This is a genomic window from Hypericibacter adhaerens, from assembly GCF_008728835.1.
GTDB lineage: Bacteria > Pseudomonadota > Alphaproteobacteria > Dongiales > Dongiaceae > Hypericibacter > Hypericibacter adhaerens.
In genome coordinates this window covers 2405318-2431217 of sequence record NZ_CP042582.1, presented here as the reverse complement: position 1 = coordinate 2431217, position 25900 = coordinate 2405318, and the positions used below count along the sequence as shown (strand labels likewise).

At 67.9% G+C, this 25900-nt stretch carries 25 protein-coding genes; 9 read left to right on the top strand and 16 right to left on the bottom strand.

The window, feature by feature from the left end:
- Window positions 1-47 precede the first annotated feature (47 nt).
- Window positions 48-2063 (top strand): CocE/NonD family hydrolase, encoded by a 2016-nt coding sequence (locus FRZ61_RS10615; protein WP_151117340.1) that lies wholly within the window; start codon window positions 48-50, stop codon window positions 2061-2063.
- Window positions 2064-2292: 229 nt separating this feature from the next.
- On the top strand, window positions 2293-3330 hold the full coding sequence (locus FRZ61_RS10610) for a zinc-dependent alcohol dehydrogenase family protein (protein WP_151117338.1): 1038 nt from the start codon (window positions 2293-2295) through the stop codon (window positions 3328-3330).
- A 21-nt stretch (window positions 3331-3351) separates the two neighbouring features.
- On the opposite strand, the gene FRZ61_RS10605 is transcribed toward FRZ61_RS10610, so the two are convergent.
- Window positions 3352-3756, bottom strand: a complete 405-nt coding sequence (locus FRZ61_RS10605; RefSeq protein ID WP_151117337.1) for a DUF779 domain-containing protein — start codon at window positions 3754-3756, stop codon at window positions 3352-3354.
- 79 nt (window positions 3757-3835) lie between these two features.
- Window positions 3836-5356 carry an aldehyde dehydrogenase family protein gene (locus FRZ61_RS10600; RefSeq protein ID WP_151117335.1) on the bottom strand — a complete coding sequence of 507 codons (1521 nt, stop codon included), beginning with the start codon at window positions 5354-5356 and terminating at the stop codon, window positions 3836-3838.
- 192 nt (window positions 5357-5548) lie between these two features.
- Between FRZ61_RS10600 and adhP the strand changes: the two genes are divergently transcribed.
- Entirely contained in the window at window positions 5549-6574 is a 1026-nt protein-coding gene (adhP, locus tag FRZ61_RS10595; RefSeq protein ID WP_151117333.1) for an alcohol dehydrogenase AdhP, read from the top strand.
- A 41-nt stretch (window positions 6575-6615) separates the two neighbouring features.
- On the opposite strand, the gene FRZ61_RS10590 is transcribed toward adhP, so the two are convergent.
- The 3 genes from FRZ61_RS10590 to FRZ61_RS10580 are packed head-to-tail and all read right to left on the bottom strand — an operon-like array spanning window position 6616 to window position 9608.
- Window positions 6616-7125, bottom strand: coding sequence for an outer membrane protein assembly factor BamD (locus tag FRZ61_RS10590; protein WP_151117331.1), 510 nt, complete (start codon window positions 7123-7125; stop codon window positions 6616-6618).
- Window positions 7126-7151: 26 nt separating this feature from the next.
- On the bottom strand, window positions 7152-7940 hold the full coding sequence (locus FRZ61_RS10585; protein WP_151117329.1) for an SDR family NAD(P)-dependent oxidoreductase: 789 nt from the start codon (window positions 7938-7940) through the stop codon (window positions 7152-7154).
- Between the two features lie 6 nt (window positions 7941-7946).
- Window positions 7947-9608 carry an acyl-CoA synthetase gene (locus FRZ61_RS10580; RefSeq protein ID WP_151117327.1) on the bottom strand — a complete coding sequence of 554 codons (1662 nt, stop codon included), beginning with the start codon at window positions 9606-9608 and terminating at the stop codon, window positions 7947-7949.
- 156 nt (window positions 9609-9764) lie between these two features.
- Here FRZ61_RS10580 and FRZ61_RS10575 point away from each other — a divergent pair, with 156 nt between their 5' ends.
- The gene (locus tag FRZ61_RS10575) at window positions 9765-10421 is read left to right on the top strand and encodes a DsbA family oxidoreductase (protein WP_151117325.1); all 657 of its coding nucleotides are present in this window, start codon (window positions 9765-9767) and stop codon (window positions 10419-10421) included.
- Window positions 10422-10555: 134 nt separating this feature from the next.
- On the opposite strand, the gene FRZ61_RS10570 is transcribed toward FRZ61_RS10575, so the two are convergent.
- From FRZ61_RS10570 to FRZ61_RS10545, 6 genes are read right to left on the bottom strand one after another with little or no spacing between them, the layout of a single operon-like run.
- Entirely contained in the window at window positions 10556-10846 is a 291-nt protein-coding gene (locus tag FRZ61_RS10570; RefSeq protein ID WP_151117323.1) for a DUF1330 domain-containing protein, read from the bottom strand.
- Window positions 10847-10867: 21 nt separating this feature from the next.
- Window positions 10868-11158: a DUF1330 domain-containing protein gene (locus FRZ61_RS10565; RefSeq protein WP_151117321.1), complete on the bottom strand. Its 291-nt coding sequence runs from the start codon at window positions 11156-11158 to the stop codon at window positions 10868-10870.
- 32 nt (window positions 11159-11190) lie between these two features.
- Entirely contained in the window at window positions 11191-12021 is an 831-nt protein-coding gene (locus FRZ61_RS10560; RefSeq protein ID WP_151117319.1) for a class I SAM-dependent methyltransferase, read from the bottom strand.
- Between the two features lie 21 nt (window positions 12022-12042).
- The gene (locus FRZ61_RS10555) at window positions 12043-12672 is read right to left on the bottom strand and encodes a flavin reductase family protein (protein ID WP_151117317.1); all 630 of its coding nucleotides are present in this window, start codon (window positions 12670-12672) and stop codon (window positions 12043-12045) included.
- Between the two features lie 48 nt (window positions 12673-12720).
- Complete coding sequence (gene mfd / locus FRZ61_RS10550; protein WP_151117315.1) at window positions 12721-16203, bottom strand: transcription-repair coupling factor; 3483 nt, start codon at window positions 16201-16203, stop codon at window positions 12721-12723.
- A complete protein-coding gene (locus tag FRZ61_RS10545; protein WP_151117314.1) occupies window positions 16203-16514 on the bottom strand; it encodes a succinate dehydrogenase assembly factor 2 in 312 nt (103 codons plus the stop codon). Before FRZ61_RS10545 ends, mfd begins: the two co-directional genes overlap by 1 nt.
- Window positions 16515-16750: 236 nt before the next feature.
- Here FRZ61_RS10545 and recG point away from each other — a divergent pair, with 236 nt between their 5' ends.
- The gene (recG, locus tag FRZ61_RS10540; protein WP_151117312.1) at window positions 16751-18832 is read left to right on the top strand and encodes an ATP-dependent DNA helicase RecG; all 2082 of its coding nucleotides are present in this window, start codon (window positions 16751-16753) and stop codon (window positions 18830-18832) included.
- 4 nt (window positions 18833-18836) lie between these two features.
- Here recG and FRZ61_RS10535 read toward each other — a convergent pair whose 3' ends face one another.
- Window positions 18837-19739 carry a DMT family transporter gene (locus FRZ61_RS10535; protein WP_151117310.1) on the bottom strand — a complete coding sequence of 301 codons (903 nt, stop codon included), beginning with the start codon at window positions 19737-19739 and terminating at the stop codon, window positions 18837-18839.
- Between the two features lie 105 nt (window positions 19740-19844).
- On the opposite strand from FRZ61_RS10535, the gene FRZ61_RS10530 reads away from it, so the two are divergent.
- Window positions 19845-20534 carry a helix-turn-helix transcriptional regulator gene (locus tag FRZ61_RS10530; RefSeq protein WP_151117308.1) on the top strand — a complete coding sequence of 230 codons (690 nt, stop codon included), beginning with the start codon at window positions 19845-19847 and terminating at the stop codon, window positions 20532-20534.
- Window positions 20535-20558: 24 nt separating this feature from the next.
- On the opposite strand, the gene FRZ61_RS10525 is transcribed toward FRZ61_RS10530, so the two are convergent.
- Window positions 20559-21227, bottom strand: a complete 669-nt coding sequence (locus FRZ61_RS10525; RefSeq protein WP_225309205.1) for a DUF502 domain-containing protein — start codon at window positions 21225-21227, stop codon at window positions 20559-20561.
- Between the two features lie 326 nt (window positions 21228-21553).
- Here FRZ61_RS10525 and FRZ61_RS10520 point away from each other — a divergent pair, with 326 nt between their 5' ends.
- Window positions 21554-22660: a type III polyketide synthase gene (locus tag FRZ61_RS10520; RefSeq protein ID WP_225309204.1), complete on the top strand. Its 1107-nt coding sequence runs from the start codon at window positions 21554-21556 to the stop codon at window positions 22658-22660.
- The gene (locus FRZ61_RS10515) at window positions 22657-23172 is read left to right on the top strand and encodes an isoprenylcysteine carboxyl methyltransferase family protein (RefSeq protein WP_151117303.1); all 516 of its coding nucleotides are present in this window, start codon (window positions 22657-22659) and stop codon (window positions 23170-23172) included. Before FRZ61_RS10520 ends, FRZ61_RS10515 begins: the two co-directional genes overlap by 4 nt.
- On the opposite strand, the gene FRZ61_RS10510 is transcribed toward FRZ61_RS10515, so the two are convergent.
- From FRZ61_RS10510 to FRZ61_RS10500, 3 genes are all read right to left on the bottom strand, one after another.
- Window positions 23163-23732, bottom strand: coding sequence for an NADPH-dependent FMN reductase (locus FRZ61_RS10510; protein WP_151117301.1), 570 nt, complete (start codon window positions 23730-23732; stop codon window positions 23163-23165). The two genes, FRZ61_RS10515 and FRZ61_RS10510, sit on opposite strands and share 10 nt — an antisense overlap.
- 125 nt (window positions 23733-23857) lie before the next feature.
- Window positions 23858-24412 carry a Dps family protein gene (locus FRZ61_RS10505; RefSeq protein ID WP_151117299.1) on the bottom strand — a complete coding sequence of 185 codons (555 nt, stop codon included), beginning with the start codon at window positions 24410-24412 and terminating at the stop codon, window positions 23858-23860.
- A 133-nt stretch (window positions 24413-24545) separates the two neighbouring features.
- Window positions 24546-25220, bottom strand: coding sequence for a CC0125/CC1285 family lipoprotein (locus FRZ61_RS10500; protein WP_151117297.1), 675 nt, complete (start codon window positions 25218-25220; stop codon window positions 24546-24548).
- Window positions 25221-25419: 199 nt separating this feature from the next.
- Here FRZ61_RS10500 and FRZ61_RS10495 point away from each other — a divergent pair, with 199 nt between their 5' ends.
- Complete coding sequence (locus FRZ61_RS10495) at window positions 25420-25899, top strand: c-type cytochrome (RefSeq protein ID WP_151120780.1); 480 nt, start codon at window positions 25420-25422, stop codon at window positions 25897-25899.
- Window position 25900: the final 1 nt, after the last annotated feature.

Here is a 25900-nt window from a genome sequence, read left to right as displayed (position 1 = left end):
ACAGGGGCGCCGTTCAAGGTCGCCCTCCTGTTACGATCCGGACCCTCATGCGCTATATCAACGTCACGCCCCGCGAAGTCCGCGAAATCGAGAATGTCTGGATCCCGATGTCCGACGGGGTGCGGCTCGCGGCACGCCTCTGGCTGCCGGCCGATGCCGAGACGACACCCGTGCCGGCCATCGTCGAATACCTGCCCTACCGCAAGCGCGACGGCACGGCGCCGCGCGACGAGATCATGCATCCCTGGTTCGCGCGGCAGGGCTATGCGGTGCTGCGCATCGACATCCGCGGCACCGGCGATTCCGACGGGCGTTTCGTCGACGAATATATCAAGCAGGAGCAGGACGACGCGCTGGAGGCGCTGCGCTGGATCGCCAGCCAGCCCTGGTGCACCGGCAAGATCGGCATGATGGGCATCTCCTGGGGCGGCTTCAACGCGCTCCAGATCGCGGCGCGCCGGCCGCCCGAGCTCAAGGCCATCATCCCGGCCTGCTTCACCGACGACCGCTATGCCGACGACGTGCATTACATGGGCGGCTGCCTGCTGGGCGACAACGCGACCTGGGCCTCGGCCATGACCTGCTACGCCTCGCCGCCGCCCGATCCCGAGATCGTGGGCGAGCGCTGGCGCTCGATGTGGCTCGACCGGCTCGAGACCATGCCGCTTCTCGCGGTCAGCTGGATGGAGCATCCGCGCCGCGACGCCTTCTGGCAGCAGGGCTCGGTCTGCGAGAACTATGCCGACATCGAATGTCCCGTCTTCGCGGTGGGCGGCTGGATCGACGCCTACAGCAACGCCGTGCCGCGCCTCCTCGCCCACCTCAAGGTGCCCTGCAAGGGGCTGGTGGGGCCCTGGGCCCACACCTGGCCGCACAATGCGCGGCCCCTGCCCGCCATCGGCTTCCTGCAGGAATGCCTCGCCTGGTGGGATCAGTGGCTCAAGGGCATCGATCGCGGCGCGCTCGACGGCCCGCGCTATCGGGTCTGGGTGATGGATCGCGTGGTGCCGAAGGCCTATCAGGAGGAATGGCCGGGCCGCTGGATCGGCGAGCCAAGCTGGCCCTCGCCCCATACCGAGACGCGCACGCTCTATCTCAACGAGAACGGCATGGGCGACAAGCCGGCACCCGAGAGGCCGCTGCTGCATCGCTCGCCGCAATATGTGGGCTCGGCCGCGGGCTTCTGGTGTCCCTATGGCAACGGGGTCGACATGGCCTTCGAGCAGCGCGAGGACGATGCGCGCTCGCTCTGCTTCGACACGGCGCCCCTGCCGGCCGCCTTCGACATCGTCGGCGCGCCCGTGGTGGAGCTGGAGCTCGCCGCCGACAAGCCGCAGGCCCAGATCGCGGTGCGGCTCTGCGATGTCGATGCCAACGGCTCGTCCCTGCGGGTCAGCTATGGCGTGCTCAATCTTTCCCACCGCGAGAGCCATGTGGCCCCCACCGCGCTGACGCCAGGACAGCGCTACCGCGTTCGCGTGCAGCTCAACGATGTCGGCTATCGCTTCCTCTCCGGGCATCGCATCCGCATCGCCATCTCGACCGCCTACTGGCCGACCCTCTGGCCGCAGGCCGAGGCCGCGACGATCACCGTTCATTCCGGCAGCAGCCGGCTGCTGCTGCCGGTGCGGGCACGCCGGGCGGAGGACAACCAGCTCCCGGAGTTCGGGCCGGCCGAAGGGGCCATGCCCGGGCCGATCGCCTGGATCCGCAAGCATGACGCGGCGCTCAATCTGAGCTACGACCCCGGCCTCGACGAAGCCACCTATGCGGTGGACAAGGACGAGGGCATCTACCGGCTCGAGGCGATCGGCCTCGAGAACGGTGCGCATCTTACCGAGCGCTACCGCATCCGGGGCGAGGATCCGCTCTCGGCCCGCGCCGACTATGCCTGGCTCGCCTCGCTCGGCCGCGGCGAGTGGCACACCCGCACCAAGGGCCGCAGCAGCTTCATCGCCGATGCGCGTCATTTCAATGTCACACTCGAGCTCGAGGGCTACGAGGGCGACAAGCAGGTGTTCAGCAAGCGCTGGGAGCGGAAGATTCCGCGGGATCTCCCCTAACATCTCCTCCCCCGCTTCGCGGGGGAGGATTAAGGAGGAGGCTGCTCGGTCGGTGCAGCCCTCTCCCTGGCCCTCTCCCGCAAGCGGGAGAGGGGACAACAATGGCGCGCTTGACCCAAGTCATGGCCGTGCCCGCACGACCATGTTGTCTTGCGGCTGAGCCGACCCATCCTCCTTGCGAGGGGCGGCGTCACTGTTCCCCCCCACCGTCAGCCGACAGGAAAACGTCATGAAAGCCCTCGTCTATCGCGGCCCCGGCCGCAAGGCCGTCGAAGACCGGCCCAAGCCGACGATCCAGGCGCCCGGCGATGCGATCGTGAAGATCGTCAAGACCACCATCTGCGGCACCGATCTGCATATCCTGAAAGGCGATGTCGCCACCTGCCAGCCGGGCCGCATCCTCGGCCATGAAGGTGTCGGGATCGTCGATTCCGTGGGCGCCGGCGTCACGGCTTTCAAGCCCGGCGACCGCGTGCTGATCTCCTGCATCTCCTCCTGCGGCAAGTGCGACTATTGCCGCCGCGGGATGTATTCGCATTGCACCACCGGCGGCTGGATTCTGGGCAACATGATCGACGGAACCCAGGCCGAATATGTCCGCACGCCGCATGCCGACACGAGCCTCTATCCGATCCCCGAAGGGAGCGACGAGGAGGCGCTGGTGATGCTGAGCGATATCCTGCCCACGGGCTTCGAATGCGGCGTGCTCAACGGCAAAGTGGCGCCGGGTTCGACGGTCGCCATCGTCGGCGCCGGCCCGATCGGCCTCGCTGCGCTCCTGACCGCGCAGTTCTACTCGCCGGCCGAGATCATCATGATCGATCTCGACGACAACCGGCTGGGGCTCGCCCGGCAGTTCGGCGCAACTCACACGGTCAACAGCAAGGACGGCAAGGCGGCCGACGCCGTGAAGGCGCTGACCGGCGGGACCGGCGTCGACACGGCCATCGAGGCGGTGGGCGTGCCTGCCACTTTCCTGCTCTGCGAGGACATCGTGGCGCCCGGCGGCACCATCGCCAATGTCGGCGTTCATGGCGCCAAGGTTGATCTGCATCTGGAGACGCTCTGGTCGCAGAACATCACGATCACGACGCGGCTGGTCGACACCGTGACGACGCCGATGCTGCTCAAGACGGTGCAGTCGAAGAAGATCGACCCGACGCGGCTGATCACGCACCGCTTCAAGCTGGACCAGATCCTCGAGGCCTACGACACCTTCGGCCACGCCGCCGACACGCAGGCGCTCAAGGTCATCATCGCGGCCTAGGCACGGACCGCAGGCTGGATCTCAGACCGCCGTCGGCCGTGGACCGATCGGTCCCGCCGGCGGCGGTCCTGCCGCCTCGAGCTCCGCCACCTCCTCGTCGGTGAAGAGGCGGGAGCGGACGATGAAGCGAACCCCTTCCGCCGCTTCCAGCGAGAAGCTGTCGCCGCCGTCGGTCGTCACGTCGACCGTCAGCTGGCAGCAGGCCCAATAGTTGAACTGCGCCGGCCCGACATAGAAGGGGCAGCCTTCGATCATGCCGAGCCGCACATCCTGCGCGCCGACCCTGAAATCGCTTTGCCGGAAGCACATGGGCGCGCTGCCTTCGCAGCATCCGCCCGACAGGTGGAAGATCAGGGGGCCGAAGGTCTCGCGCAACCGCCGGGTCAAGGCCAGGGCCGATGGCGTGAAGACGACGCGATCGGGCATGTCCGCCCTCCTGTTCCAGCGACAACGGCCGGCCCGGCGGCGCTTGTGCCCGCCAGGCCGGCCATCGGCCGTTGCCCGATCAGAACAGGCCCTGCGCCTTCGGGCTGTAACTGACCAGCAGGTTCTTGGTCTGCTGATAGTGGTCGAGGATCAGCTTGTGCGTCTCGCGGCCGAATCCCGACTGCTTGTATCCACCGAACGCGGCATGGGCCGGATACATGTGGTAGCAGTTGGTCCAGACGCGCCCCGCCTGGATCTCGCGGCCGACCCGGTAGGTGTTGTTCACGTTGCGCGACCAGACGCCGGCACCCAGGCCGTAGATCGTGTCGTTGCCGATCTCGATCGCCTCCTCCAGGGTCTTGAACTTCGTCACCGACAGCACCGGGCCGAAGATCTCCTCCTGGAAGATGCGCATCTTGTTATGGCCGACGAAGACGGTCGGTTTCATGAAGAAGCCGTCCTTGAGCTTGCCGCCGAGCTCGGCGCGCGCGCCGCCGGTCACGCATTTGGCGCCCTCCTGCTTGCCGATATCGACATAGCCCAGGATCTTCTCGAGCTGGCCGCGGGAGCATTGCGGGCCCATCTGCGTCGTGGGATCGAGCGGATCGCCGACCTTGATCTTCGCGACGCGCGCCACGGCCTTTTCCAGGAACTTGTCGAAGATCGATTCCTGGACCAGGGCCCGCGAGGGGCAGGTGCAGACCTCGCCCTTGTTGAAGGCGAAGAGCGAGAAGCCCTCGAGCGCCTTGTCGAGGAAGGCGTCATCCTCGTCCATCACGTCGGCGAAGAAGATGTTCGGCGACTTGCCGCCGAGCTCCATGGTCTGGGGAATGATGGTCTCGGCCGCGAACTGCATGATCTGGCGGCCCGTCGTCGTCTCGCCGGTGAAGGCGATCTTGGCGATGCGCGGGCTGCGCGCCAGCGGCGTGCCGACCTCCGAGCCGTGGCCGAACACCACGTTGAGCACGCCCGGCGGCAGCAGGTCGCCGATCAGATCCATCAGCACCGCGAGGCTCATCGGTGTGTCGGAGGCGGGCTTGATCACCACGCAGTTTCCGGCGACCAGGGCCGGCGCCATCTTCCAGGCGGCCATCAGGAGCGGGAAGTTCCAGGGAATGATCTGGCCGACCACGCCCATCGGCTCGCGGAAGTGATAGGCGACGGTGTCATGATCGATCTCGCCGATCGTGCCCTCCTCGGCGCGGATGCAGCCGGCGAAATAGCGGAAATGGTCGGCGGCCAGCGGCACGTCGGCGTTGAGGGTCTCGCGGATAGGCTTGCCGTTGTCGCGGGTCTCGACATAGGCGAGGAGCTGGAGATTGCTTTCGATCCGATCCGCGATCTTGTTCAGGATTCTTGCGCGTTCCGCCGGCGCGGTGCGCGCCCAGCCGACACGGGCGGCATGCGCCGCATCGAGGGCCCGCTCGACATCGTCCGCGTCGGAACGGGCGACCTCGCAGAGCGTGCTGCCGTCGATCGGGCTCTTGTCGGTGAAATACCGGCCTTTCGCCGGTGCCTTCCAGCCGCCGCCGATGAAGTTGTCATAGCGCGCGCGAAGACGGCTCGTGTCGATCAATGACATGACGGGTTGGTCAAGCATGGCCTGCTCCTTCGATTCTGGGTTTCTCGCCAGATCCGCGCGCCGCCATATCCGGGTGCGCGCCTCCTTGCAGTCATACTTCGCAGCATGCGCCTCGCTTGCCGTCCCCACTTTGACTCATGTCAATGACAACCTGCTCTTCTGCCGCGATATTTCGCAGCGAAGATGAACAATCGGACATGGAGGCGGAGCATGGCGAGGACGATGAAGGCGGCGGTGGTGCGTCAGTTCGGCAAGCCCCTCACGATCGAGGAGATACCGGTGCCGACACCGGGGCCAGGCGAGGTGCTGGTCAAGATCATGGCGACGGGAGTCTGCCACACCGATCTTCACGCCGCCGACGGCGACTGGCCGGTCAAGCCGACGCCGCCCTTCGTTCCCGGTCATGAAGGCGCCGGCATCGTCGCGGCGGTGGGCGCCGGCGTGACGCAGCTCAAGGAGGGCGATCCCGTCGGCATCGCCTGGCTGCATGACGCCTGCGGCTGCTGCGAGCATTGCATCACCGGCTGGGAGACGCTCTGCGAAAGCCAGCGTGACAGCGGCTACAGCGTGAATGGCAGCTTCGCGGAATATGCGATCGGCTCGGCGGCCTATGTCGGTCGCCTGCCCGCCAAGACGGATTTCGTCGCCATGGCGCCGATCCTCTGCGCCGGCGTCACGACCTACAAAGGCATCAAGGAGACCGAGGCGCGCCCCGGCGAATGGATCGCGATCTCGGGCATCGGCGGGCTCGGCCATGTCGCCATCCAGTATGCGAAGGCGATGGGCCTCCATGTCGCGGCCCTGGACGTGACCGAGGAGAAGCTTGCGCTCGCCCGCCGGCTCGGCGCCGAGATCACCGTCAACGCCAAGTCACCGGACGCGGCGGCACAGATCGTGAAGCAGACTGGCGGCGGCGCCCATGGCGTGCTGGTGACGGCCGTCTCCCCGCCCGCCTTCAGCCAGGCGCTGCATCTGGTGCGGCGCAAGGGCACCGTCAGCCTCGTAGGCCTGCCGCCCGGCGATTTCGCGACGCCGATCTTCGACGTGGTGCTCAAGCGCATCACGCTGCGCGGCTCGATCGTCGGCACCCGCAAGGACCTGGCGGAAGCGATCGAGTTCGCCGCCGAGGGCAAGGTCAAGGCGCATATTCACCAGAAGCCGCTCGCGGACATCAACGCCGTCTTTGCCGGCCTCAAGGCCGGGACGATCGACGGGCGCGTCGTGATTCCGTTCTAAGCAGCTCCCGTCGTCGGCGGCCCGTTCAGCCGGGCCGCCGCTCACGGCGTCGGATAAGTGACCTCCGCCGAGACCAGCGGGCCCTTGCAGTTCACGGCGTTCTCGCCGCCACCCGCGACGGCGTCCACCTCGAACATCGAATCCGCCGTCTCGGCGTAGCTTTCATCGACCGAGAACTGGTCGATCTGTGCATAGTTCAGGAGCGCGGCATAGTCCGAGGCGGGGTTGTCCGGATAGCCGGTCTTGGGATCGATGCCGCCTGCCTTCTTCACCCGATCGATCAGTGCCTTGCACTCGGCCTTGGTCGCCTTGCCGCCCTCCTCGTAAACATAGAGGATGATCTTGTCGGCATCGCTGCCGACGAAGGTGCTGACGCCCTTGCCCCCGACCCAGCTCGCGAGCGCCGCCTCCACCCGCACCAGCGTCAGGTCCCAGAGCGTGGCCGGCGTCCCCTTGAGCTTGTTGGCGATGGCCGCGCCGTCGGCCCGCGCGGCCATAGGTGTCAGGGCCGCCGCCATCAACGCGGCCGCCAGAATCGAACGACGAAACATGGATTCCCCCCGCTTGAAACGACGCGTCAGGCCTGCTGCAGCGTCTCGCCCCCATCGACCAGAACGCAACTCCCCGTCATGAAGCTCGACGCGTCCGAGGCCAGCAGCAGCAGAAGCCCGTCCAGCTCCTCCGCCTTGCCCGCCCGGCGCATCGGAATCGATTTGATCTCGGCCTGCCCCTGCGGCGTCGCGAGATAGCTGGCCGTCATCTCCGTCTCGAAATAGCCGGGACAGATCGCGTTGACGCGGATGCGATGCTTGGCCAGCTCCAGCGCCATGGTCTTGGTCAGCGAGATCACGCCGGCCTTGGACGCGCTGTAGGCGACCGAGCCCTTGGCCACGACGATCCCCATCATCGAGGCGATGTTCACGATGCTGCCGCCCTGCCCGTTCGCTGCCATGCGCCGGGCCACCTCCTGCGCAACCAGGAAGGCGCCCTTGAGATTGGTGTCGATGGTGCGGTCCCAATCCTCCTCGCTGTGATCGAGGAAGGGCTTGGCCGGCGCGATGCCGGAATTGTTGACCAGGATGCGCAAGGGCCCGAGCTCCGCCTCGGCCGAGGCAATCGCAGCCTTGATGCCGGGCGGATGGGTGACGTCGAGCGCGATCGGCAGCACGGTGCCGCCGCGCGCCACGATCCCCGCCGCCAGCGCTTCGAGCCGCTCCGTGCGCCGCGCGGCAATGGCGACCTTGGCGCCGGCTTCCGCCAGCACCTCGGCGAAGCGCCAGCCGAGCCCCGAGGAGGCCCCCGTCACCAGGGCGGCGCGGCCCGTCAGATCGAAGCGCGCCGCGAATGTTTCAGCAGACAGGGTCATGTGCCCTCAGCCCCCGAGTTCCTTGGCCCGCTCGCGCAGGACGAATTTCTGGATCTTGCCGGTGGAGGTCTTGGGCAGGGGCCCGAAGCGGACCGTGCGCGGGATCTTGAAGCCCGCCATGTGGCTCCGGCACCAGTCGACGATGTCGCGCTCGGTCGCCTCGGCCCCGTCGCGCAAGGTCACGAAGGCGCAAGGCGTCTCGCCCCATTTCTCGTCGGGCCGCGCCACCACCGCCGCCTCCAGCACCTTGGGATGGCGGTAGAGCACCTCCTCGACCTCGAGGCTGGAGATGTTCTCGCCGCCCGAGATGATGATGTCCTTGGCCCGGTCCTTGATCTCGGCATAGCCGTCTGGATGCCAGACGGCGAGATCGCCGGAATGGAACCAGCCGCCGCGGAAGGCCTCGGCCGTGGCCTTGGCGTTCTTGAGATAGCCCTTCATGACGGTGTTGCCGCGCAGCATGAGCTCGCCGATGGTCTGGCCGTCCTGCGGCACCGGCTCCATGGTCTCGGGATCGGCCACGAGGACCGCCTCGAGCGTCGTGTCCGGAACGCCCTGGCGCGACATGGCGCGGGCCCGGCCCTCGAGATCGAGCTGGTCCCAGCTTTCCTGCGGTGCGCAGATCGTGGCCGGCCCGTAGGTCTCGGTCAGGCCATAGAGATGCGTGACATGGAACCCGTTGCGCTCCATCGCCTCGATGATGGCCGAGGGCGGGGCGGCACCGCCCGTCACCACCTCGACGACCCGGTCGAAACTGGTCTTGGCGCTGTCGGGCGCGTTGGCGAGCAGGTTGAGCACGATGGGCGCGCCGCAGAGCGTGGTCACGTCATGCTGCTTGATCAGGCGATAGACCGCAGCGGCCTCCACCTTTCGCAGGCAGACATGGGTGCCGTTGGCGGCGGTGACGGCCCAGGTGAAGCACCAGCCGTTGCAATGGAACATCGGCAGCGTCCAGAGATAGACGCAGTGCCGGTCGATGCCGGTCGAGCAGATATCGCCCAGCGCGTTCAGATAGGCGCCCCGGTGGTGATAGACGACGCCCTTGGGATTGCCCGTGGTGCCGGAGGTGTAGTTGAGCGCGATCGCCTCCCACTCATCGTCGGGCCAGCGCGGGACGAAGGCGGGATCGCCCTCCGCCAGGAAGTCCTCGTACTCGAGCTCGCCGAGCCGCCGGCCGCCGCCGCTGGCGGCATAGTCGGCCTCGCTGTCGTCGATCTCGACCAGGAGCGGCTTGACCCCGCATCGGGCCATGGCCTTCGCGGTCACCTCGGCGAACTCGCAGTCGGCGACCAGCACCTTGGCGCCGCCATGCTCCAGGATGAAGGCGACCGTATCGGCATCGAGGCGGATATTGATGGTATTGAGAACGGCCCCCAGCATCGGCACGGCGTAGTGGGCCTCGAGCATGGCCGGGATGTTGGGCGCCAGCAGTGCCACCGTGTCGCCCTTGCCGACCCCCCGGGCCGCGAGCGCGGAGGCGAAGCGCCGGCAGCGCTCGGCGAACTCGGCGTAGGTGATGCGCCGGCGGCCATGGATCACAGCCGTCTTGGCGGGATAGACCGCGGCCGCCCGCAACAAGAAAGAGAGCGGGGTCAGGGGCACATAGTTGGCCGGATTCCGGCCCAGATCCTGCTCCCAGACGCTCCCCGTATGATGTCCCTGGGCCATCCCGGTCCCATCTCCTTCCCTGGTCCTCGAGCCGCCGCTTTGGGCGTTCGCCTCGGCTTGTTTTGCGCTATGGTCGAGGCCAAGTGAGGAAAGGTCAAGCCGGGCAACGCTTGGCCCCCGTTAGATTTTCTCGCGAACCTCAGAGGAGGTTCCTCGATGCAGCTCGATATCTTCTCCGACACCATCTGCCCCTGGTGCTATGTCGGCAAACGCCGGCTGGAACGGGCCCTCAAGACCCGGCCCCAGCACGACATCGCGATCGCCTGGCGGGCCTTCCAGCTCAACCCGACCATGCCGCCCGAAGGCATGGATCGGCGCAACTATATCGAATCCAAGTTCGGCAGCCCCGAACGGGCCCGGCGCATCCACGAGGCCGTGGCGACCGCCGGGGCCGGCGAGGGTATCGCCTTCGCCTTCGACCGTATCAAGCGGACGCCCAACACCGTGCTGTCGCACCGGCTGCTGCGCTTCTCCCACCGCTATGAGCGGCAGAGCGCCGTGCTCGACGGGCTCTTCCGCGCCTATTTCGAGGAGGGGCTCGATACCAGCGACCTGGAGGTGCTGCGGGCGATCGCCGCCGCCGCCGGGCTGCCCGAGGACGAGGTCAATCATTTCCTGCAAGGCGCCGAAGAGCGGGAGATGGTGCTGGCCGAAGACCAGCTCGCCCGCCGCCAGGGCATCAACGGCGTCCCCTGCTTCATCTTCAACGGCCGCTTCGCCCTCTCCGGCGCCCAGGAGCCCGAGGCCCTGTTCCAGCTCTTCGACCTCGCCCGCGAGGACGACACGGAACGCCGGCAGGCGAGCTACAACTGAGGGCTCCTCACTATCCCCTCCCCCGTTCAGGGAGAGGGTCAGGGAGGGGGCTGCTCGTTCTCGAAGATCGCGTCAGCCCCCTTCCTGACCTTCCCCCTCGAGGGGGAGAAGGGACAAATCTTGCCTCTCTTCCCCTACTCCGCCCCATCCACGATGATGAGGTTCCCACGGGTCGCCTTGAGGCGCTGCGGCACGAGCTTCTGATAAGCGGGCGAATGGTACCAGCCCTCCGCCTGCTCGCGCGACGCGAACTCGACGATGACGACGCGGCTATAGGGCATGTCGCCTTCGACCTTGGTGAAATGGCCGCCGCGGACGATGAACCTGCCGCCGAACGGCGCCAGCGTCGGCATGACCTGCTGGCGATAGGCATCGAAACCGGCCTGGTCGATGATCTCTTCCTGGAAGAGGCAATAGGCCTTCATCTCGCGCTCCGTTTGTCGCGCCTATTCGGCGCCGTCCACGATGACGAAATTGCCGCGGCTGGCCTTGAGGCGCAGCGGCAAAAGCTTCTGGTAGGCCGGCGAGCGGTACCAGCCCTCGGCCGCCTCGCGCGACGGGAACTCGATCACCACCGCGCGGGCGTAGGGCCAGTCGCCCTCGAGCTTCGTCAGCGTGCCGCCGCGCACGATGAACTTGCCGCCGAAGGCCGTGATCGTGGGCATGACCTCCTTGCGATAGGCCTCGTAAGCGGCCGGGTCCGTGATGTCGATCTGCCCGATGGTATAGGCCTTCATTGGCTTCCTCGCTCCTGATGCCGGTGCCGGTTTCACGCGCGCTTTCGGCTCACGATCTCGACCGGCGCGATCAGCCCGGCCTTCAAGCCGGTGACGATGTTCGCGATTTTCTGCCGCGCGCTCTCGCCCATCAGGATATGCAGCCCCAGGGGCGGCAGCCCACCCTGGGCCCAGCGCTCCTGCATCTGGCGGAAGAACTCGATCGCGAACTCGCGCCGGTTCCGCTCGCGTTCGACCGTGAAGCCGGCATCGGCCAGGCATGTACGATAGCGGTCGGCGGAATCGACGAAGCTGTAGGCGGGCTCTGATGCCCAGGGCAGCGGAAAGGTCAGATCACCCTTCCCTTCGCGCATGACGTCATAGATCCCGAACACGGCGCCCGGCTTCAAGACCCGCGCCACTTCCGCCGCCAACCGCCCCTTGTCCGCGATGTTCATGCCGACATGGAGCATGTAGGCGCCGTCGAAGCTGGCGGCGTCGAAGGGAAGATCGAGCGCGCTCGCCTGGCGATAGGCGACCTTGTCCGCCAGCCCGACACGCTTCGCCAGCATGGCGGCGACGCGGACATATTCGTCGGTCAGGTCGATGCCCTGCACCTGGCAGCCATAGGCCTCGGCCACGTGCCTCGAGGCGCCGCCGATGCCGCAGCCGATATCGAGCAGGCGCAGGCCCGGCTTGAAGCCGAGCTGCGCTGTGAACTCGACGGTCGCCAGCCGGCCGCCGATATGGAACTCGTCGACCGGCGCCAGGTCGGCCGGCGTCAGCCGGTCGGGGTCTTTGCCCGAAGATTGGAGCGCCGCGAGGATCGCGCGCTCGAGCGCGCCATGGCTGTAGTGACCCGAAACGCCGGCTTCGACAGTCATGGCATCGCTCCTGGATCCAGGTCACGCCGGACGGCGCATGCGGAAGGCCTCGGTGACGACAGCATATTCCGAATAGCCCAGGCGGGCGATCGGCTTCGCCAGCGCGATCGCGACGCGCCCGTCTCGGATCAGGCTGTCGTCGATATGCACGCCCACCACCTCGCCCAGGATCATGCAGTTCGGCTCGGCCGGGTCGCCCGTGGGCAGCTCGATCGTCTTCCAATAGCGGCATTCGAGATGAACCGGCACCTCGGCGACGCGCGGCGGCTTGACCAGGCGTGACGGCGCCGGGGTCAGCTTGGCGAACGTCATCTCGTCGGTCTCGGCCGGCAGGGTCGCCGAGGTCTGGTTCATGGCCTCTCGCGTGTCCCAGGTAGCGAGATTACAGACGAACTCCTTGGTCGCCTCGACATTGGCGCGACTGTCCTTCACCGGCCGGTCGGGCTTGCGCCCGCTGGGACAGAACATGACCATCGGCGGGTCTTCATTGATGGCGTTGAAGAAGCTGAAGGGCGCCAGGTTCACCACGCCCGACGGGCTGATGGAACTGATCCAGCCGATCGGGCGCGGCACCACCAGCGCCTTGAAGGGATCGCGTCCAAGCCCCTGTGCGGCCAGCGCCGTGGTCGCATCCTTGGTCTCGTAGAACATCGGTCCTCCCGACCCTCGATCACGCCGCCATCTTGGCCCCGCGGCAGGTCACGCCGCCATTTTAGCCAAATGCGCGAGCAATCCCTGCACGCCCGCCACCCGCCGGTTCGCATCCTTCCAGTCCTGGCGCCAGACCAGCTTGTGGTCGGGCCGCACGGAAACCTCGTCCTGCTTGCGGTTGATGAAGGCGATGAGCTCGGCCGGCTTGGCGAAGCGGTTATGGCGGAAGGACAGCACCGCCCCCTTGGGACCGGCATCGACCTTCTCGATCCCCGCCTGGCGGCAGAGCTGCTTGATGGCGATGATGCCGAGCAGGTTCTCGACCTCCGCCGGCAACGGCCCGAAGCGGTCGATCAGCTCGGCACCGAAGGCGTCGATCTCGGCCTTGTCCACCAGGGTCGCGATGCGCCGGTAGAGACCCAACCGCACGCCGAGATCGGCGACATAATTCTCCGGGATCAGCACCGGCATGCCGATGCTGATCTGCGGGGTCCATTCCTGGGCCGCCTTGGCCTGGCCGCGCGCTTCCTTGACGGCGTCCTCGAGCATCTGCTGGTAGAGCTCGACGCCGACCTCGCGGATATGGCCGGACTGCTCGTCGCCCAGGAGATTGCCGGCACCGCGGATGTCGAGATCGTGGCTCGCCAGCGTGAAGCCCGCGCCCAGCGTATCCAGCGTCTGCATGACCTGGAGCCGCTTGGCGGCGGTCGGGCTGAGCACGCGGCCCGGCGGCAGGGTCAGGTAGGCATAGCCGCGCTGCTTGGAGCGGCCGATGCGCCCGCGCAGCTGATAGAGCTGCGCCAGGCCGAACATGTCGGAGCGGTGGATCACCATCGTGTTGGCGGTCGGGATATCGAGGCCGCTCTCGATGATGTTGGTGGCAAGCAGCATGTCGTACTGGCGGTCGTAGAAGGCCGTCATCGCCTTCTCGAGATGGGTCGGCGCCATGCGGCCATGCGCCATCACGAACTTGATCTCCGGCACCAGGTTGCGCAGCCGCTCGGCCACCTTGTCGAGATCCTCGATGCGCGGCACCACATAGAAGCTCTGCCCGCCGCGGTAATGCTCGCGCAGGATCGCCTCGCGGATCACCACCGGATCGTAGGGCAGCACGAAGGTCCGCACGGCGAGCCGGTCCACCGGCGGCGTCGAGATCAGGCTCATCTCGCGCACGCCCGACAAGGCGAGCTGCAAGGTGCGCGGGATCGGCGTCGCGGTCAGGGTCAGCACATGGACGTCGGCACGCAGCTCCTTGAGCCGCTCCTTCTGCGCCACGCCGAAATGCTGCTCCTCGTCGACGATCATCAGGCCCAGGTTGGCGAACTCGACGCTCTTGGCGAGGAGCGAATGGGTGCCCACGACGATGTCGACCTTGCCGGCCTTGAGGTCGGCCTTCACCTGGTTGGCGTCCTTGGTCGAGACCAGCCGCGACAATTGCGCCACGCGGATCGGCAGGCCGGCGAAGCGCTCGGTGAAGGTCTTGCTGTGCTGGCGGCAGAGCAAGGTGGTCGGCGTCACCACCGCGACCTGGTAGCCGGCCGCGGCGGCGACGAAGGCCGCGCGCAGCGCCACCTCGGTCTTGCCGAAGCCGACATCGCCGCAGACGAGGCGGTCCATCGGCCGGCCGGAGGCGAGATCGGCTGTGACCTCGTCGATCGCGCGCTGCTGGTCCTCGGTCTCGGCATAGGGGAAGCGCGCGGCGAACTCGTCATAGAGCCCTTCGGGCGGCGCCAAGGTCACGCCCGGATGGACGGCGCGCGCGGCGGCCGTGCGGATGAGCTGCTGGGCGATCTCGCGCAGCCGCTGCTTGACCCGGGCCTTCCTCGCCTGCCAGCCGGCCCCGCCCAGCTTGTCGAGCGGCACCGGCAGATCGTCCGAGCCGAAGCGCGACAGCACGTCGATGTTCTCGACCGGCACATAGAGCTTGTCGCCGCCGTCATAGATGACCTTGAGGCAATCATGGGGCGCGCCGCCGATCTCCAGCGTCTCGATCCCCTCATAGCGGCCCACGCCATGCTCGACATGCACCACCAGGTCGCCATGCGAGAAGTTCGCGAGCTCGGTCAGGAACTGGTCGGTCTTCTTGCGCCGCTGCGCCGGGCGCGCCAGCCGGTCGCCGAGGATATCCTGCTCGGCCACCACCACGAGGTCCGGCGTCTCGAAGCCATGCTCGAGCCCGAGGACCACGAAGGCGACGCGGTCGCGCGGCAGGCGGCGGATGGCCTCGAGATCGGCCACCCGCTCATGGCGCTCGAGCCCATGCTCGGCCAGCAGATGCTCCAGCCGGTCGCGGCTGCCTTCGCTCATGGCGGCCACGGCCACATGGCGGCGCGGCAGGCGCGCCTGGGCCAGATGCTCGACCACGGCCGCGAACAGCGTCGCGGGCGCGCTCGCCCGCACATCGGCGAAATCGCGGCCGGACTTGCCGCCCGCATCCTGCCAGCCGGCGGCATCCTCAGGCACCGCGAAGGGCGAGAAGACCGCCGAAGGCCGGCTCGCCAGCCAGTCGTCCCACTCGCTGGCGTTGATATAGAGGCGGTCGGGCGTCAGCGGCCGGTAGGGCACGCCGCCCGTCTCCTCGGCCCGCTCGAGCTGCCGGCGCGCCTGGTAGAAATCGCGGATCATGTCGAGGCGCGCGTCGCGGGCCTCCTCGGCCTGATGATCGAGGGTGATGAGCGCGTCCGGCAGATAGTCCGGCAGCGTCTCGAGCGAGGGCAGGAACAGCGGCAGCCAATGCTCCATGCCGGCATAGAGCCGGCCCGCGCTGATCGCCTCGTAGAGCGGATCGTCGCCGGCGACGGCGCCGAAGGTCGCGCGATAGCCGGTGCGGAAGCGCTCGATCGTCCCGGGATCGAGCTGGACCTCGCCGATCGGCTTGATCTCGAAGCTCTCGACCTTGTCCTGGCTGCGCTGGGTCAGGGGATCGAAGCTGCGCAGGCTCTCGATCGTGTCGCCGAAGAAATCGACGCGCAGCGGTGCGGCCGCGGCCGGCGGAAACAGGTCGATGATGCCGCCGCGCACGGCGAACTCGCCCACCTCGTTCACCGTCTCCGAGCGCAGATAACCGCGGCCCGAGAGGAAATCGGTCAGGGCCTTGGGCTCCATCGTGGCGCCGGGCACCAGGCGCAGCGTCTGCCCCTCGAAGCTCGCCCGCGGCGGCAATCGCTGCAGCAAGGCGGCCACGGTCGTGACCACCACGCGCGCCGGTGCCTCCCTGGCGCGCGGGGCGCGCAGCCGGGTCAGGCTGTCGACACGCCGCCCGACGATGTCGCGATGAGGCGAAACCCGGTCATAGGGCAGGCAGTCCCAGGCCGGGAAATCCACGACCTCGAGATCGGGCGCCGCAAAGCGCAGCGCCTCGATCAGCCGCGCCATGCGCGCATCGTCGCGCGCCACATGCAGCAGCTCGCCGCCGGCCTTGGCGCCGTTTTTGCGGGCCCGGCGCGCCAGGTCGGCGACGATCAGGGCGTCGAACCCCTCGGGCGCCCCGCCGACCGGGACCAGCCCTGCTCTCTCCAGCGAAATCGGCATCAGCTGTTCGTCTTGCGTTGTCCGGCGGCGATGGCGCTGCCTTGCCGGATCACCTCGGCTGCGCGTTGCAGCAGTGCGCGCAGCGTGGAATCCAGCTCGGGTGGGGGGGCGGCCTGGCCTGTCAGCCAGATCATCAGATCGGGATCGCTCTGCTCCAGGAGCCGTTCATAGGCGCCGAGCTCGGCCTCGCCCATCGCCGGCAGATGCCTGTCGGCAAAGGGTCCCAGCAACAAGTCCATCTCGCGGGTTCCCCGGCGCCAGCTCCGGTAGCGCAGCCGGCTGACGCGCTGCGCTCGATCCTGATCCGACATGATCGTTTCCTTAAGGCAATCCAGGTCTGGGAGCCGTCTGTTCCTCAGGATCGGGCGACGAAAGCCGGGCCGGCTCGAATCAAGTCCGCCGCCTCAAGCCGTTTCGGCTTCAGGCGATCAGGCTCTAGGATATACCCAGCGAATCCCCTCCTGTCAGCCCGCAGAACCCGCTAAATCGCCGCAGAGACAAGCGCCCCCGAGACGCCCGCCAATAGCCACAAGCCAGCCGAGGATAATTGCGCCCCGAAATCCTCTTTCCCCTGTTCGCCCCGGTGACAGCGTTGCCGGGCGTCGGCCCCCGGATCGGCAAGCTGATCGAGCAGCTGGCAGGCCCGAGGGTGGTCGACCTTTGCTGGCATCTGCCGAGCGGGCTGGTGGACCGGCGCTTCTCGCCCTCGCTGGCCGAGGCGCCGGAGGGCGCCATCGTCACCGTGACGGTGACGATCGACCGGCATGAGAAGCCGCGCACGCCCCGCCTGCCCTATCGCGTCCGCTGCCATGACGAGACCGGCAGCCTGACGCTGGTGTTCTTCAATGCCAAACCGGACTGGCTGGAGAAGACCCTGCCCCTCGGCCAGAAGCGGGTGGTGAGCGGCCGGGTCGAGCGCTACCAGGGCGAGCTGCAGATGGCGCACCCCGACCATGTGGTGCCGGAAGCCGAGGCCGAGAGCGTGCGCCGCGTCGAGCCGGTCTATCCGCTGACGGCGGGCCTGACCCCGCGCCTGCTGGCGAAGGCGATCCGCGCCGCGGTCGAGCGCGCGCCCGAACTGCCCGAATGGATCGACCCTGATTATCTCCGCCGGCAGGGCTGGGCCGCCTGGCGCGACAGCCTTACCGCCGCGCACAACCCGGCCGAGCTCGCCGATATCGATCCCATGACGCCCGCCCGCCAGCGCCTCGCTTATGACGAGCTGCTGGCAAGCCAGCTCGCCCTGGCGCTGGTACGGGCGCGCCAGCGCAAGCTGGTCGGGCGCCGGCTCAAGGGCAATGGCGAGATCCGAGACCGCATCGCCGAGGCCCTGCCCTTCGCCCTCACGGCCTCGCAGAAGACGGCGATCAGGGAGATCGAGGCCGATATGGCCGGCCCGGCGCCGATGCTGCGGCTGCTCCAGGGGGATGTCGGCAGCGGCAAGACCGTCGTGGCGCTGATGGCGATGGCGATCGCGGTCGAGGCCGGCGCGCAAGCGGCCCTCTTGGCACCCACCGAGATCCTGGCGCGCCAGCATCTCGCCACCATCACGCCGCTCGCGGAAGCGGCAGGCCTGCGCGTCGGGCTGCTGACGGGCCGCGACCGCGCCAAGGCCAAGGCCGAGACCCTGGCCGGGCTCGCCGACGGTTCGATCCCGATCGTGGTCGGGACCCATGCGCTGGTGCAGGACGATGTCGAGTTCCGCGATCTGGGGCTCGCCGTCATCGACGAGCAGCATCGCTTCGGCGTTCACCAACGTCTATTGCTGGCGGAGAAAGGCAAGGGCGCCGACGTGCTGGTGATGACGGCGACGCCGATCCCGCGCACCCTGATGCTGACCGCCTATGGCGATCTCGACGTGTCGCGCCTGACCGAGAAGCCGGCCGGACGGCAGCCGATCGACACGCGCGCCCTGCCGCTCGAACGGATCGAGGATGTCATCGCCGCGGTCGGCCGCGGCATCGCCGACGGCGCGCGCGCCTATTGGATCTGCCCGCTGGTGGAGGAGTCCGAGGCGGTCGATCTCGCCAATGCCGAGGCGCGGTTCGCCGATCTGGCGCAACGCCTGCCGGTGCGGGTCGGGCTGGTCCATGGCCAGCAGAAGGCGGCCGAGCGCGACACCGCCATGGCGGCCTTCGCGCGCGGCGATCTCGACATCCTCGTCGCCACCACCGTGGTCGAGGTCGGCGTCGACGTGCCGGCCGCGACCATCATGGTGATCGAGCATGCCGAGCGTTTCGGCCTGGCGCAGCTCCACCAGCTGCGCGGCCGCATCGGTCGCGGCACCAAGCGCTCGACCTGCCTCCTGCTCTACCAGGCGCCGCTGGGCGAGACGGCGAAGGCGCGCCTGCGAATCCTGCGCGAGACCGACGACGGCTTCCGCATCGCCGAGGAGGACCTGAAACTGCGCGGCGCCGGCGAGCTCCTGGGCACGCGCCAGAGCGGCCTGCCCGACTTCCGCCTCGCCAACATCGCCGCGCATGCCGAGTTGCTTGCCGCCGCCCGCGACGATGCGCGCCTGATCCTCGACCGCGATCCGGACCTGGCCGGAGCGCGCGGACAGGCGCTGCGCGTTCTGCTCTATCTCTTCGAGCGCGACGCGGTGGTGAAGACGGTGCGCTCGGGATAGCGCCTCATCCTCCTCGAGCGGTGCCTTCGGCCCGCCGCTCGCCCCAGAGATAGCCCAGCACCGCGGCCATCACGATGGCACCGCCGATCAATGTCGTTGACGGCGGGATCTCGCTGAAGGCGAGCCAGACCCAGATCGGGGCCAGCGGCGCATCGAGGGCGCCGATCAGGGCGCCTTCCGCCGCCGGCAGCAGCCGCGTGCCCCAGGTCAGGAGCAGCAGCCCCAGGCCGTTCTGCAGGATGCCGAACAGCGCGAGATGGAGCAGATCGGCGGACCCGGCGCTGCCCGGCGTCGCGAGCGGCCAGACCAGCAGCGCCGTCAGCAGGGGCGACAGACCGGCCACGGCGGTCATGGGCCGGTCCTTGTGGCGGCGGATGACGACCATCATCAGGGAGAGCGACAGCGTCATGGCGAGCGCGAAGAGATCGCCCAGCCAGCTGCCGAGGCTGAGCGCGCCGCCCACCATGACGACGACCCCGACGAAGGCGATCGCCGCCGCGACGAGGGTGCCGCGACCCGGCCGCTCCTTGAGCCAGGACCAGGCGATGCCCGCGGTCACGAACGGGGCTGCCGCATAGATGATGGCGACGTCGGCGACGCTGGTATGACGGAAGGCATGGATGAAGAAGATCATGCCGCTGCTGGACAGCGCCACCACCGCCAGGCCCGGCCATCCCATCGCCGGGATCGAGCGCCAGGCGGCCGCGCCATGCTGCCAGAGCAGCAGCGCCAGCACGAAGAGGCCGGTGAAGACGCCCCGCCAGAACAGGATCGTCCAGACATCGAGCGGGATCAGCCGGGTGAAGTAGCCGGCGGTGCTGAAGGCCACCGCCGCGCCCAGCAGCAGCAGGACACCCGATCCCCGCTGGCCCCGCCCCGCTTCCATCGCGACATCCGCCCCGCCCATGGCTCGTCTCCCTGCCCAGGGCCGGGACGCTAGAGACCCGCTCCTGACAGCGTGCTGTCAGGAGCGGTTGCGGTAAACTTCCGGCCGGTTCCGGAGGGCCAGAGCATGCGACGCGCCGATCGATTGTTCGACATCATCCAGACGCTGCGGGGCGCCAAGGGGCCGCTGACGGCGACCGCCCTGGCGCAACGGCTGGAGGTGACGCCCCGCACCATCTATCGCGATATCGCCACGCTGCAGGCACGCCAGGTGCCGATCGAAGGAGCCGCCGGCATCGGCTACCTCCTGCGCCGCGGCTATGACCTGCCGCCGCTGATGTTCACGGCGGAAGAGACCGAAGCCATCCTGGTCGGCGCCCTGCTGACGCGCCGTACCGGCGATCCCGGCCTGCGGTCGGCCGCCGACAGCGTGCTCTCGAAGATCGCCGCCATCCTGCCGGCGGCCCTCCAGGGGCAACTGAGCTCGCCCACCTTCTTCGTCTCCGAGCATGGCGCGAACGATCCGGCGATCGCGGATATGGCGCTCATCCGCAGCGCGATCCGGCAACACAAGAAGCTGCTGATCGACTATGTCGATCGCGAGGGCGGAATCACCGCGCGCCGTATCTGGCCGATCGCCGTCGCCTATTTCGTGGAAGCGACCCTGGTCTGCGCCTGGTGCGAGCTGCGCAACGACTACCGGCATTTCCGCGCCGACCGGATCCAATCCCTCACGCTCACCGACGAAAGCTTCTCGACCGAAGGCGGCAAGCTCCTGAAGGAATGGCCCGAATGGTTCAGGCTGGCGAAAGGATGACGCGGCGCTCCGGCGCCCGCGCCTTCATTGGCCGCTGGCGAGATCGAGCGGAGTGACGGTGCCCGAGCGGCGCGACTTCGGCGGACGCCGGTCCGCCGGCATGACGATGCCGCCCGAGACCACCATCTTGATGCCCTCCTCGACCGTCATGCCGAGCCTCAGGATCTCGCGCTCGGGCAGGAACAGGAGGAAGCCGCTGGTGGGGTTGGGCGTGGTCGGCACGAAGACATTGACCAGCTCGCCGCCGCCCAGCTCCTGGATCTCCCCGTCCGGCTTGCCGGTGATGAAGCCCAGCGCCCAGGCGCCCTTGCGCGGATATTCGACCAGCGCCACCTCGCGGAAGGCCTGGGACTTCTGCGACAGCACGGTCTCGAAGATCTGCTTCAGCGCGTTATAGATGCCGCGCACGACCGGCATCCGGCCGAGCAGGCGGTCGCTGCCGCGCACCATCATGCGGCCGACCATGTTGGCGGTGACGGCCCCCACCAGCGTCAGGGCGGCGAGCAGGATCAGAAGGCCGATGCCCGGCACGCTGAAGGGCAGATAGGTCTCGGGATTGTAATGATCCGGAATCAGCGGGATGACCTGGCCGTCGACCCAGCGGATCATGGCCCAGGCGAGATAGACCGTAATGCTGATGGGTGCCGTGATCAGGATCCCGGCGAAGAAATAGGTCCGCAGGCGCAGCGCCAACCCGCCGAAAATCGAGCCGCGGGGCGCGCTTACGTCACTTTGTTCGCTGTGTCTATCGTCTGTCATGTCGGCCACTGCCGTGCCACCCGTTCCGGATGGACGGGATCCGCAAATCGGGCCCCGGCCTGGATGCCGGTTCGCCGTCCCCATTGAAGCACCGAAATCCTTACCAATCCGTGCGGGTCCCGAAATCCGGGGGTCGCCGAAAAGTGATCGGCTGTTGATTTGCCGGCGCGTCCGCCGCCGGCCAACTCTCGGGAGAACCGCCCAGGACGGGCTTCGATTCGAGCCGCGCCCGGGTTTCCCCCGACCTTAGGCCATCCCCCGTGGAACTCGCTCCTCCCCGCTCCTTCATCCGGCCCCGCCCGTTCGACCAGTCGAGCCCGGTGCCGAGCGTCGCGCGACTGCGCGGCCTTGCCACCACCGTCCCACCCCATGCCCTGTCCCAGGACGAGATCATGGCGACCGCCGGTCGCCTGTTCGACAGGCCGCCCGAAGAGCTCGGCAGGCTGATGCCGGCCTATGGCAATGCCGGCATCGACCGCCGCCATTCCTGCGTCCCGCTGGAGTGGTATTTCCAGCGTCACGGCTGGAAGGAGCGCAGCGCGCTGTTCGTCGAGCATGCTCCCGCCCTGCTCGCGGATGCGGCCGAGCGCTGCGTGGCCGAGGCCGGCATCGCCTGGGACCGGATCGACGCCATCGTCACGGTCTCCACCACCGGCATCGCCACCCCCAGCCTGGACGCGCTGCTGATGGAGCGGTTGCCCATCCGGCGCGATGCGATGCGGCTGCCGATCTTCGGGCTCGGCTGCGCCGGCGGCGTGCTGGGCTTCTCGCGGGCGGCCGAGCTGGCGCGCGCGGCGCCCGGGCGCAACGTCCTGTTCCTGGTGGTCGAGCTCTGCGCGCTGACCTTCCGGCGCGGCGACAACTCCAAGAGCAACGTGATCGCCACCGCGCTGTTCGGCGACGGCGCTGCTGCGGCACTCATCTCCTGCGACGGCGAAGGCCCCACGATCGGTCCCGCCGGCGAGCATACCTGGCCCGAGACGCTCGATGTGATGGGCTGGCATGTGGAGGAAGACGGGCTCGGCGTGCTCTTCTCCCGCGACATCCCGACCCTGGTCCGCAGCCGGTTCCGGCCCGCGATGCTGGATTTCCTCGAGCGCCATGGAGTGGCTGCCGACGAGATCGGCCACTATGTCTGCCATCCCGGCGGTGCCAAGGTGATCGACGCGCTCGAGGATGCCACGGCGCTCCCGCCGGGAACGATGACCGAGGCCCGGGACATCTTGCGCCGCTATGGCAACATGTCGGCCGCCACGGTGCTCTTCGTGCTGGAGCGGATGCTGGCGGAGCGCCCTCCCGGCACCTGGCTCATGTCGGCGCTCGGCCCCGGCTTCACCGCCGCGTTCCAGCTCCTGGGGCCGCGATGACGCCGTTCGATCTCGCCATCGCCTATCTGGTCGCGGCACGAGGGATCGAGCTGATCCTCGCGGCGTCGAACACCAGCCGATTGCGGGCGGCCGGCGCTGTCGAGCATGGCAAAGGCCATTACCCGGCGATCGTGGCGCTGCATGCGCTCTGGATCGCGGCGCTGTGGCTCTTCGTCCCGCGCGATACCGTGCCCAACGAGCTCCTGCTGGGGGTGTTCGCGCTGCTGCAGCTGGCCCGGATCTGGGTCATCGCGTCGCTGGGCCGCTACTGGACGACGCGGATCCTGACCTTGCCGGGCGTCCCCCTGGTGCGACGCGGGCCCTACCGCTTCGTCCGCCATCCGAACTATCTGGTCGTGGCGCTGGAGATTCCGGTCCTGTCGGGTGCGTTCCACGCCTGGTGGCTGGCGCTCGCTTTCGGTCTCGCCAATCTCGCGATCCTCAACTGGCGCATCCGGGCCGAGAACCGGGCCCTGGCGCCGCGCCGCTCGCTCGAGGCGCGTCAGGCCTGAACCGCCGCCCCGGCCTGGGTCTTGCGCACGAAGGCCGCGAAACTCTGCAGCTGCTTCGCGATCAGCTCGCGGGTCGGACCGTCCTTCAGCTCGCCGCTGGCGGCATCGAACTTGTTCTGCGCCTGGGCCACCATCACCTCCGGCAGGTTCATCACCGCTGCATCCAGGAACACGAGGATCTGGCGCAGGTGATACTGGGCGCGGGCACCGCCCAGGAGGCTGATGGAAGCCGTCTGGATCAGCACCGGCTTGCCGGCGAAGGGCTTGTCGGGAAGACGCGATACCCAGTCGATCGCGTTCTTCAACCCGCCCGGAACCGAGTAGTTGTATTCCGGCATCACGATGACGATGCCGTCGGCGGCCTTGATGGCGCGGCCCAGCGCCGCGACGGGTTCCGGGAATCCCGCTGCCTGGATGTCGGCGTCATAGAGCGGCAGCAGGCCGACGGAGGGCAAGGTTTCGAAGCCGAGGCCGGCAGGCGTGAGCGCCGGCAAGGCCCGCGCCAGCGCGGCGTTGAAGGAGCCCTTGCGCAGGCTCCCCACGAGAACGGCCAGTTTCATCCCTGATCTCCCTTTCGGACCCTCGGCGCGACGGCCCGTCCCAGCATGGCAAAACGCCCGCGAACCTTGAGGGGTCCGCGGGCGTTTTTCGATCGTCTTTCGTCAGGCGACGAGAAGAGACCGGCTCAGTGCCCGCCCGAGCCGGCGCGGCGGCTGGCTTCGAACAGGAACCAGATGCGCTTTTCGGTCTGATCGATCCAGTTCTCGATCAGGCTCGCGGTCGCGACATCGTTGCTCTCGTCGCAAAGGTCATGGACGGCGCGCATGCTCTCCACGAGGGCCCGGTTGTCCTCGCGCAGCTCGCCCAGCATGTCGAGCGGCTCGACATAGTCGGCGTTGTTGTCCTTCAGGCGCTGCAGCCGCGCGATATGGCCGATCGAGCGGATGGTGGTGCCGCCGATCTTGCGCACGCGTTCCGCGATATCGTCGGTCATCGCGTAGATCTCGCCCGCCTGATCGTCGAGCAGCAGATGGTAGTCGCGGAAATGCGGTCCGCTCACATGCCAATGGAAATTCTTGGTCTTGACGTAAAGGGCAAAAACGTCGGCCAGCAGGGCGTTCAAGCCGCCGCTGATGTCCCTGATCTCGTTCGATCCAAAGCTCGACGGCGTGGCCAGCGGCGCCTTGCGACGCGCCGCCGCGTCCTGACCCTTTGCCGCGGTATCTTTCGCTTTCGCCATTTATCGGTCTCCTTGTCTTTTGATTGACGCAATTTTGTCCGCACGCAACGCGACTGGCGTCAAGAGGGTTCCGTCATGTTGCGTATCCCGTTCTCGATGGCCGCCGGCCCGGCCCGACCTTGCCCGCCGCAGGTCAAGGATAGGTCGTCCCGGCATATTTCTTCGACAAATCCTCGATCACCGCGTCGATGCTCTGCGCTTCCTGCGGCCCCGTCTTGTAGAATTCCACCTCCAGGCGCGAATTGACGCGCAGGCTCGAGCTCGTGCGCTCGTAGCTGTCGTAAGGCCCGTAGCCCCAGGGCCCGTATCCGTAATAATCGCCCGGGAACCAGGGGATCGGCCCGAAGCCGCCCGGATAATGGCGATAGCGCGGGACCCCGTAGAAACCGTAGAAGGCCGGCGCGTAGCTGCGCTGGGTGCTGGTGTTGACGTCGCTGTCGGTATGCTCGTCGACGAGCTTGAGGGCGGAGAAGCCCTTCTCGCGTCCGAGCTGGGCCGCGCGCCAGAAGGCGAGATCATGCGCCTGGGTCTTGGCCGCGACGATGTCGGCCTCGCGGTCGGCCCGGCTGACGGACACCTTGAGCCGCGGCGTCAGGTAGCTCACCTGGTAGCGATCCGTTTCGAGCATGACCTCGGAATAACCGTAGTTGCCGTTGGCGCCGATCGGCACCATCGCCGGCTTCGGCGGCGACGGCGTGCTGCAGGCGCCCATCAGCAGCAGGAGGCCCGCGACGGGCAGCGCCAGCGCCCGCCGCCGCGATGCCGCCGCGCCGGCCCGACGCCGATCAGGGACAGAGCGAGCGATCACGAACGATAACATCTGTGTGAGTTGAGAGAAGACCATAGAGCATTCAACCGATATCGGCGAGACCGAGCCCGGGTTCCCTGCCGGTTACCGCGCCGTTCCTACTAGGTCCCCCGGGGTTGATCGTCTATTTTCGATCCGCCCGTCTCGATCGAGGCGGGCACTCATCAGCAATGGCTTCTCATTCACAGGGAGAGTGTGCATGAGCTGGAAGTCCTGGATCGCCTTCAGCGCCGTCTGCGCCCTTGCCGTCGGTATCGCCGCCAGTCACAGCAACCGCAGCGCCGCCGACACCCCGGTCGTCCAGCAGCGGCAGGCCCTCATGAAGGAGATGGGTAAGCAGATGGGAATCATCAACGACTTCCTGCAAAAAGGCGCGGGCGACGCCGCGGGCGCCCAGGCCGCTGCCGACACGATCCATGCCGACGCGGCGAAGATCCCGGACCTGTTCCCGCAAGGCACCAGCATCAACGACAATGTCGGGAAGACGGGCGCCAAGCCGGAGATCTGGGCCAATTTCGACAGCTTCAAGGCGGCCGCCGCCAAGCTCGCCGAGCTGTCGGCGACGGCCTCGACGGCGGCGGCGGGCGGCGACAAGGCGGCCCTCGGCGACGCCTTCGGCGCCATGGGAAAGAATGGCTGCGGCGGCTGCCACCAGAACTTCCGCCAGAAGATCGATTGAC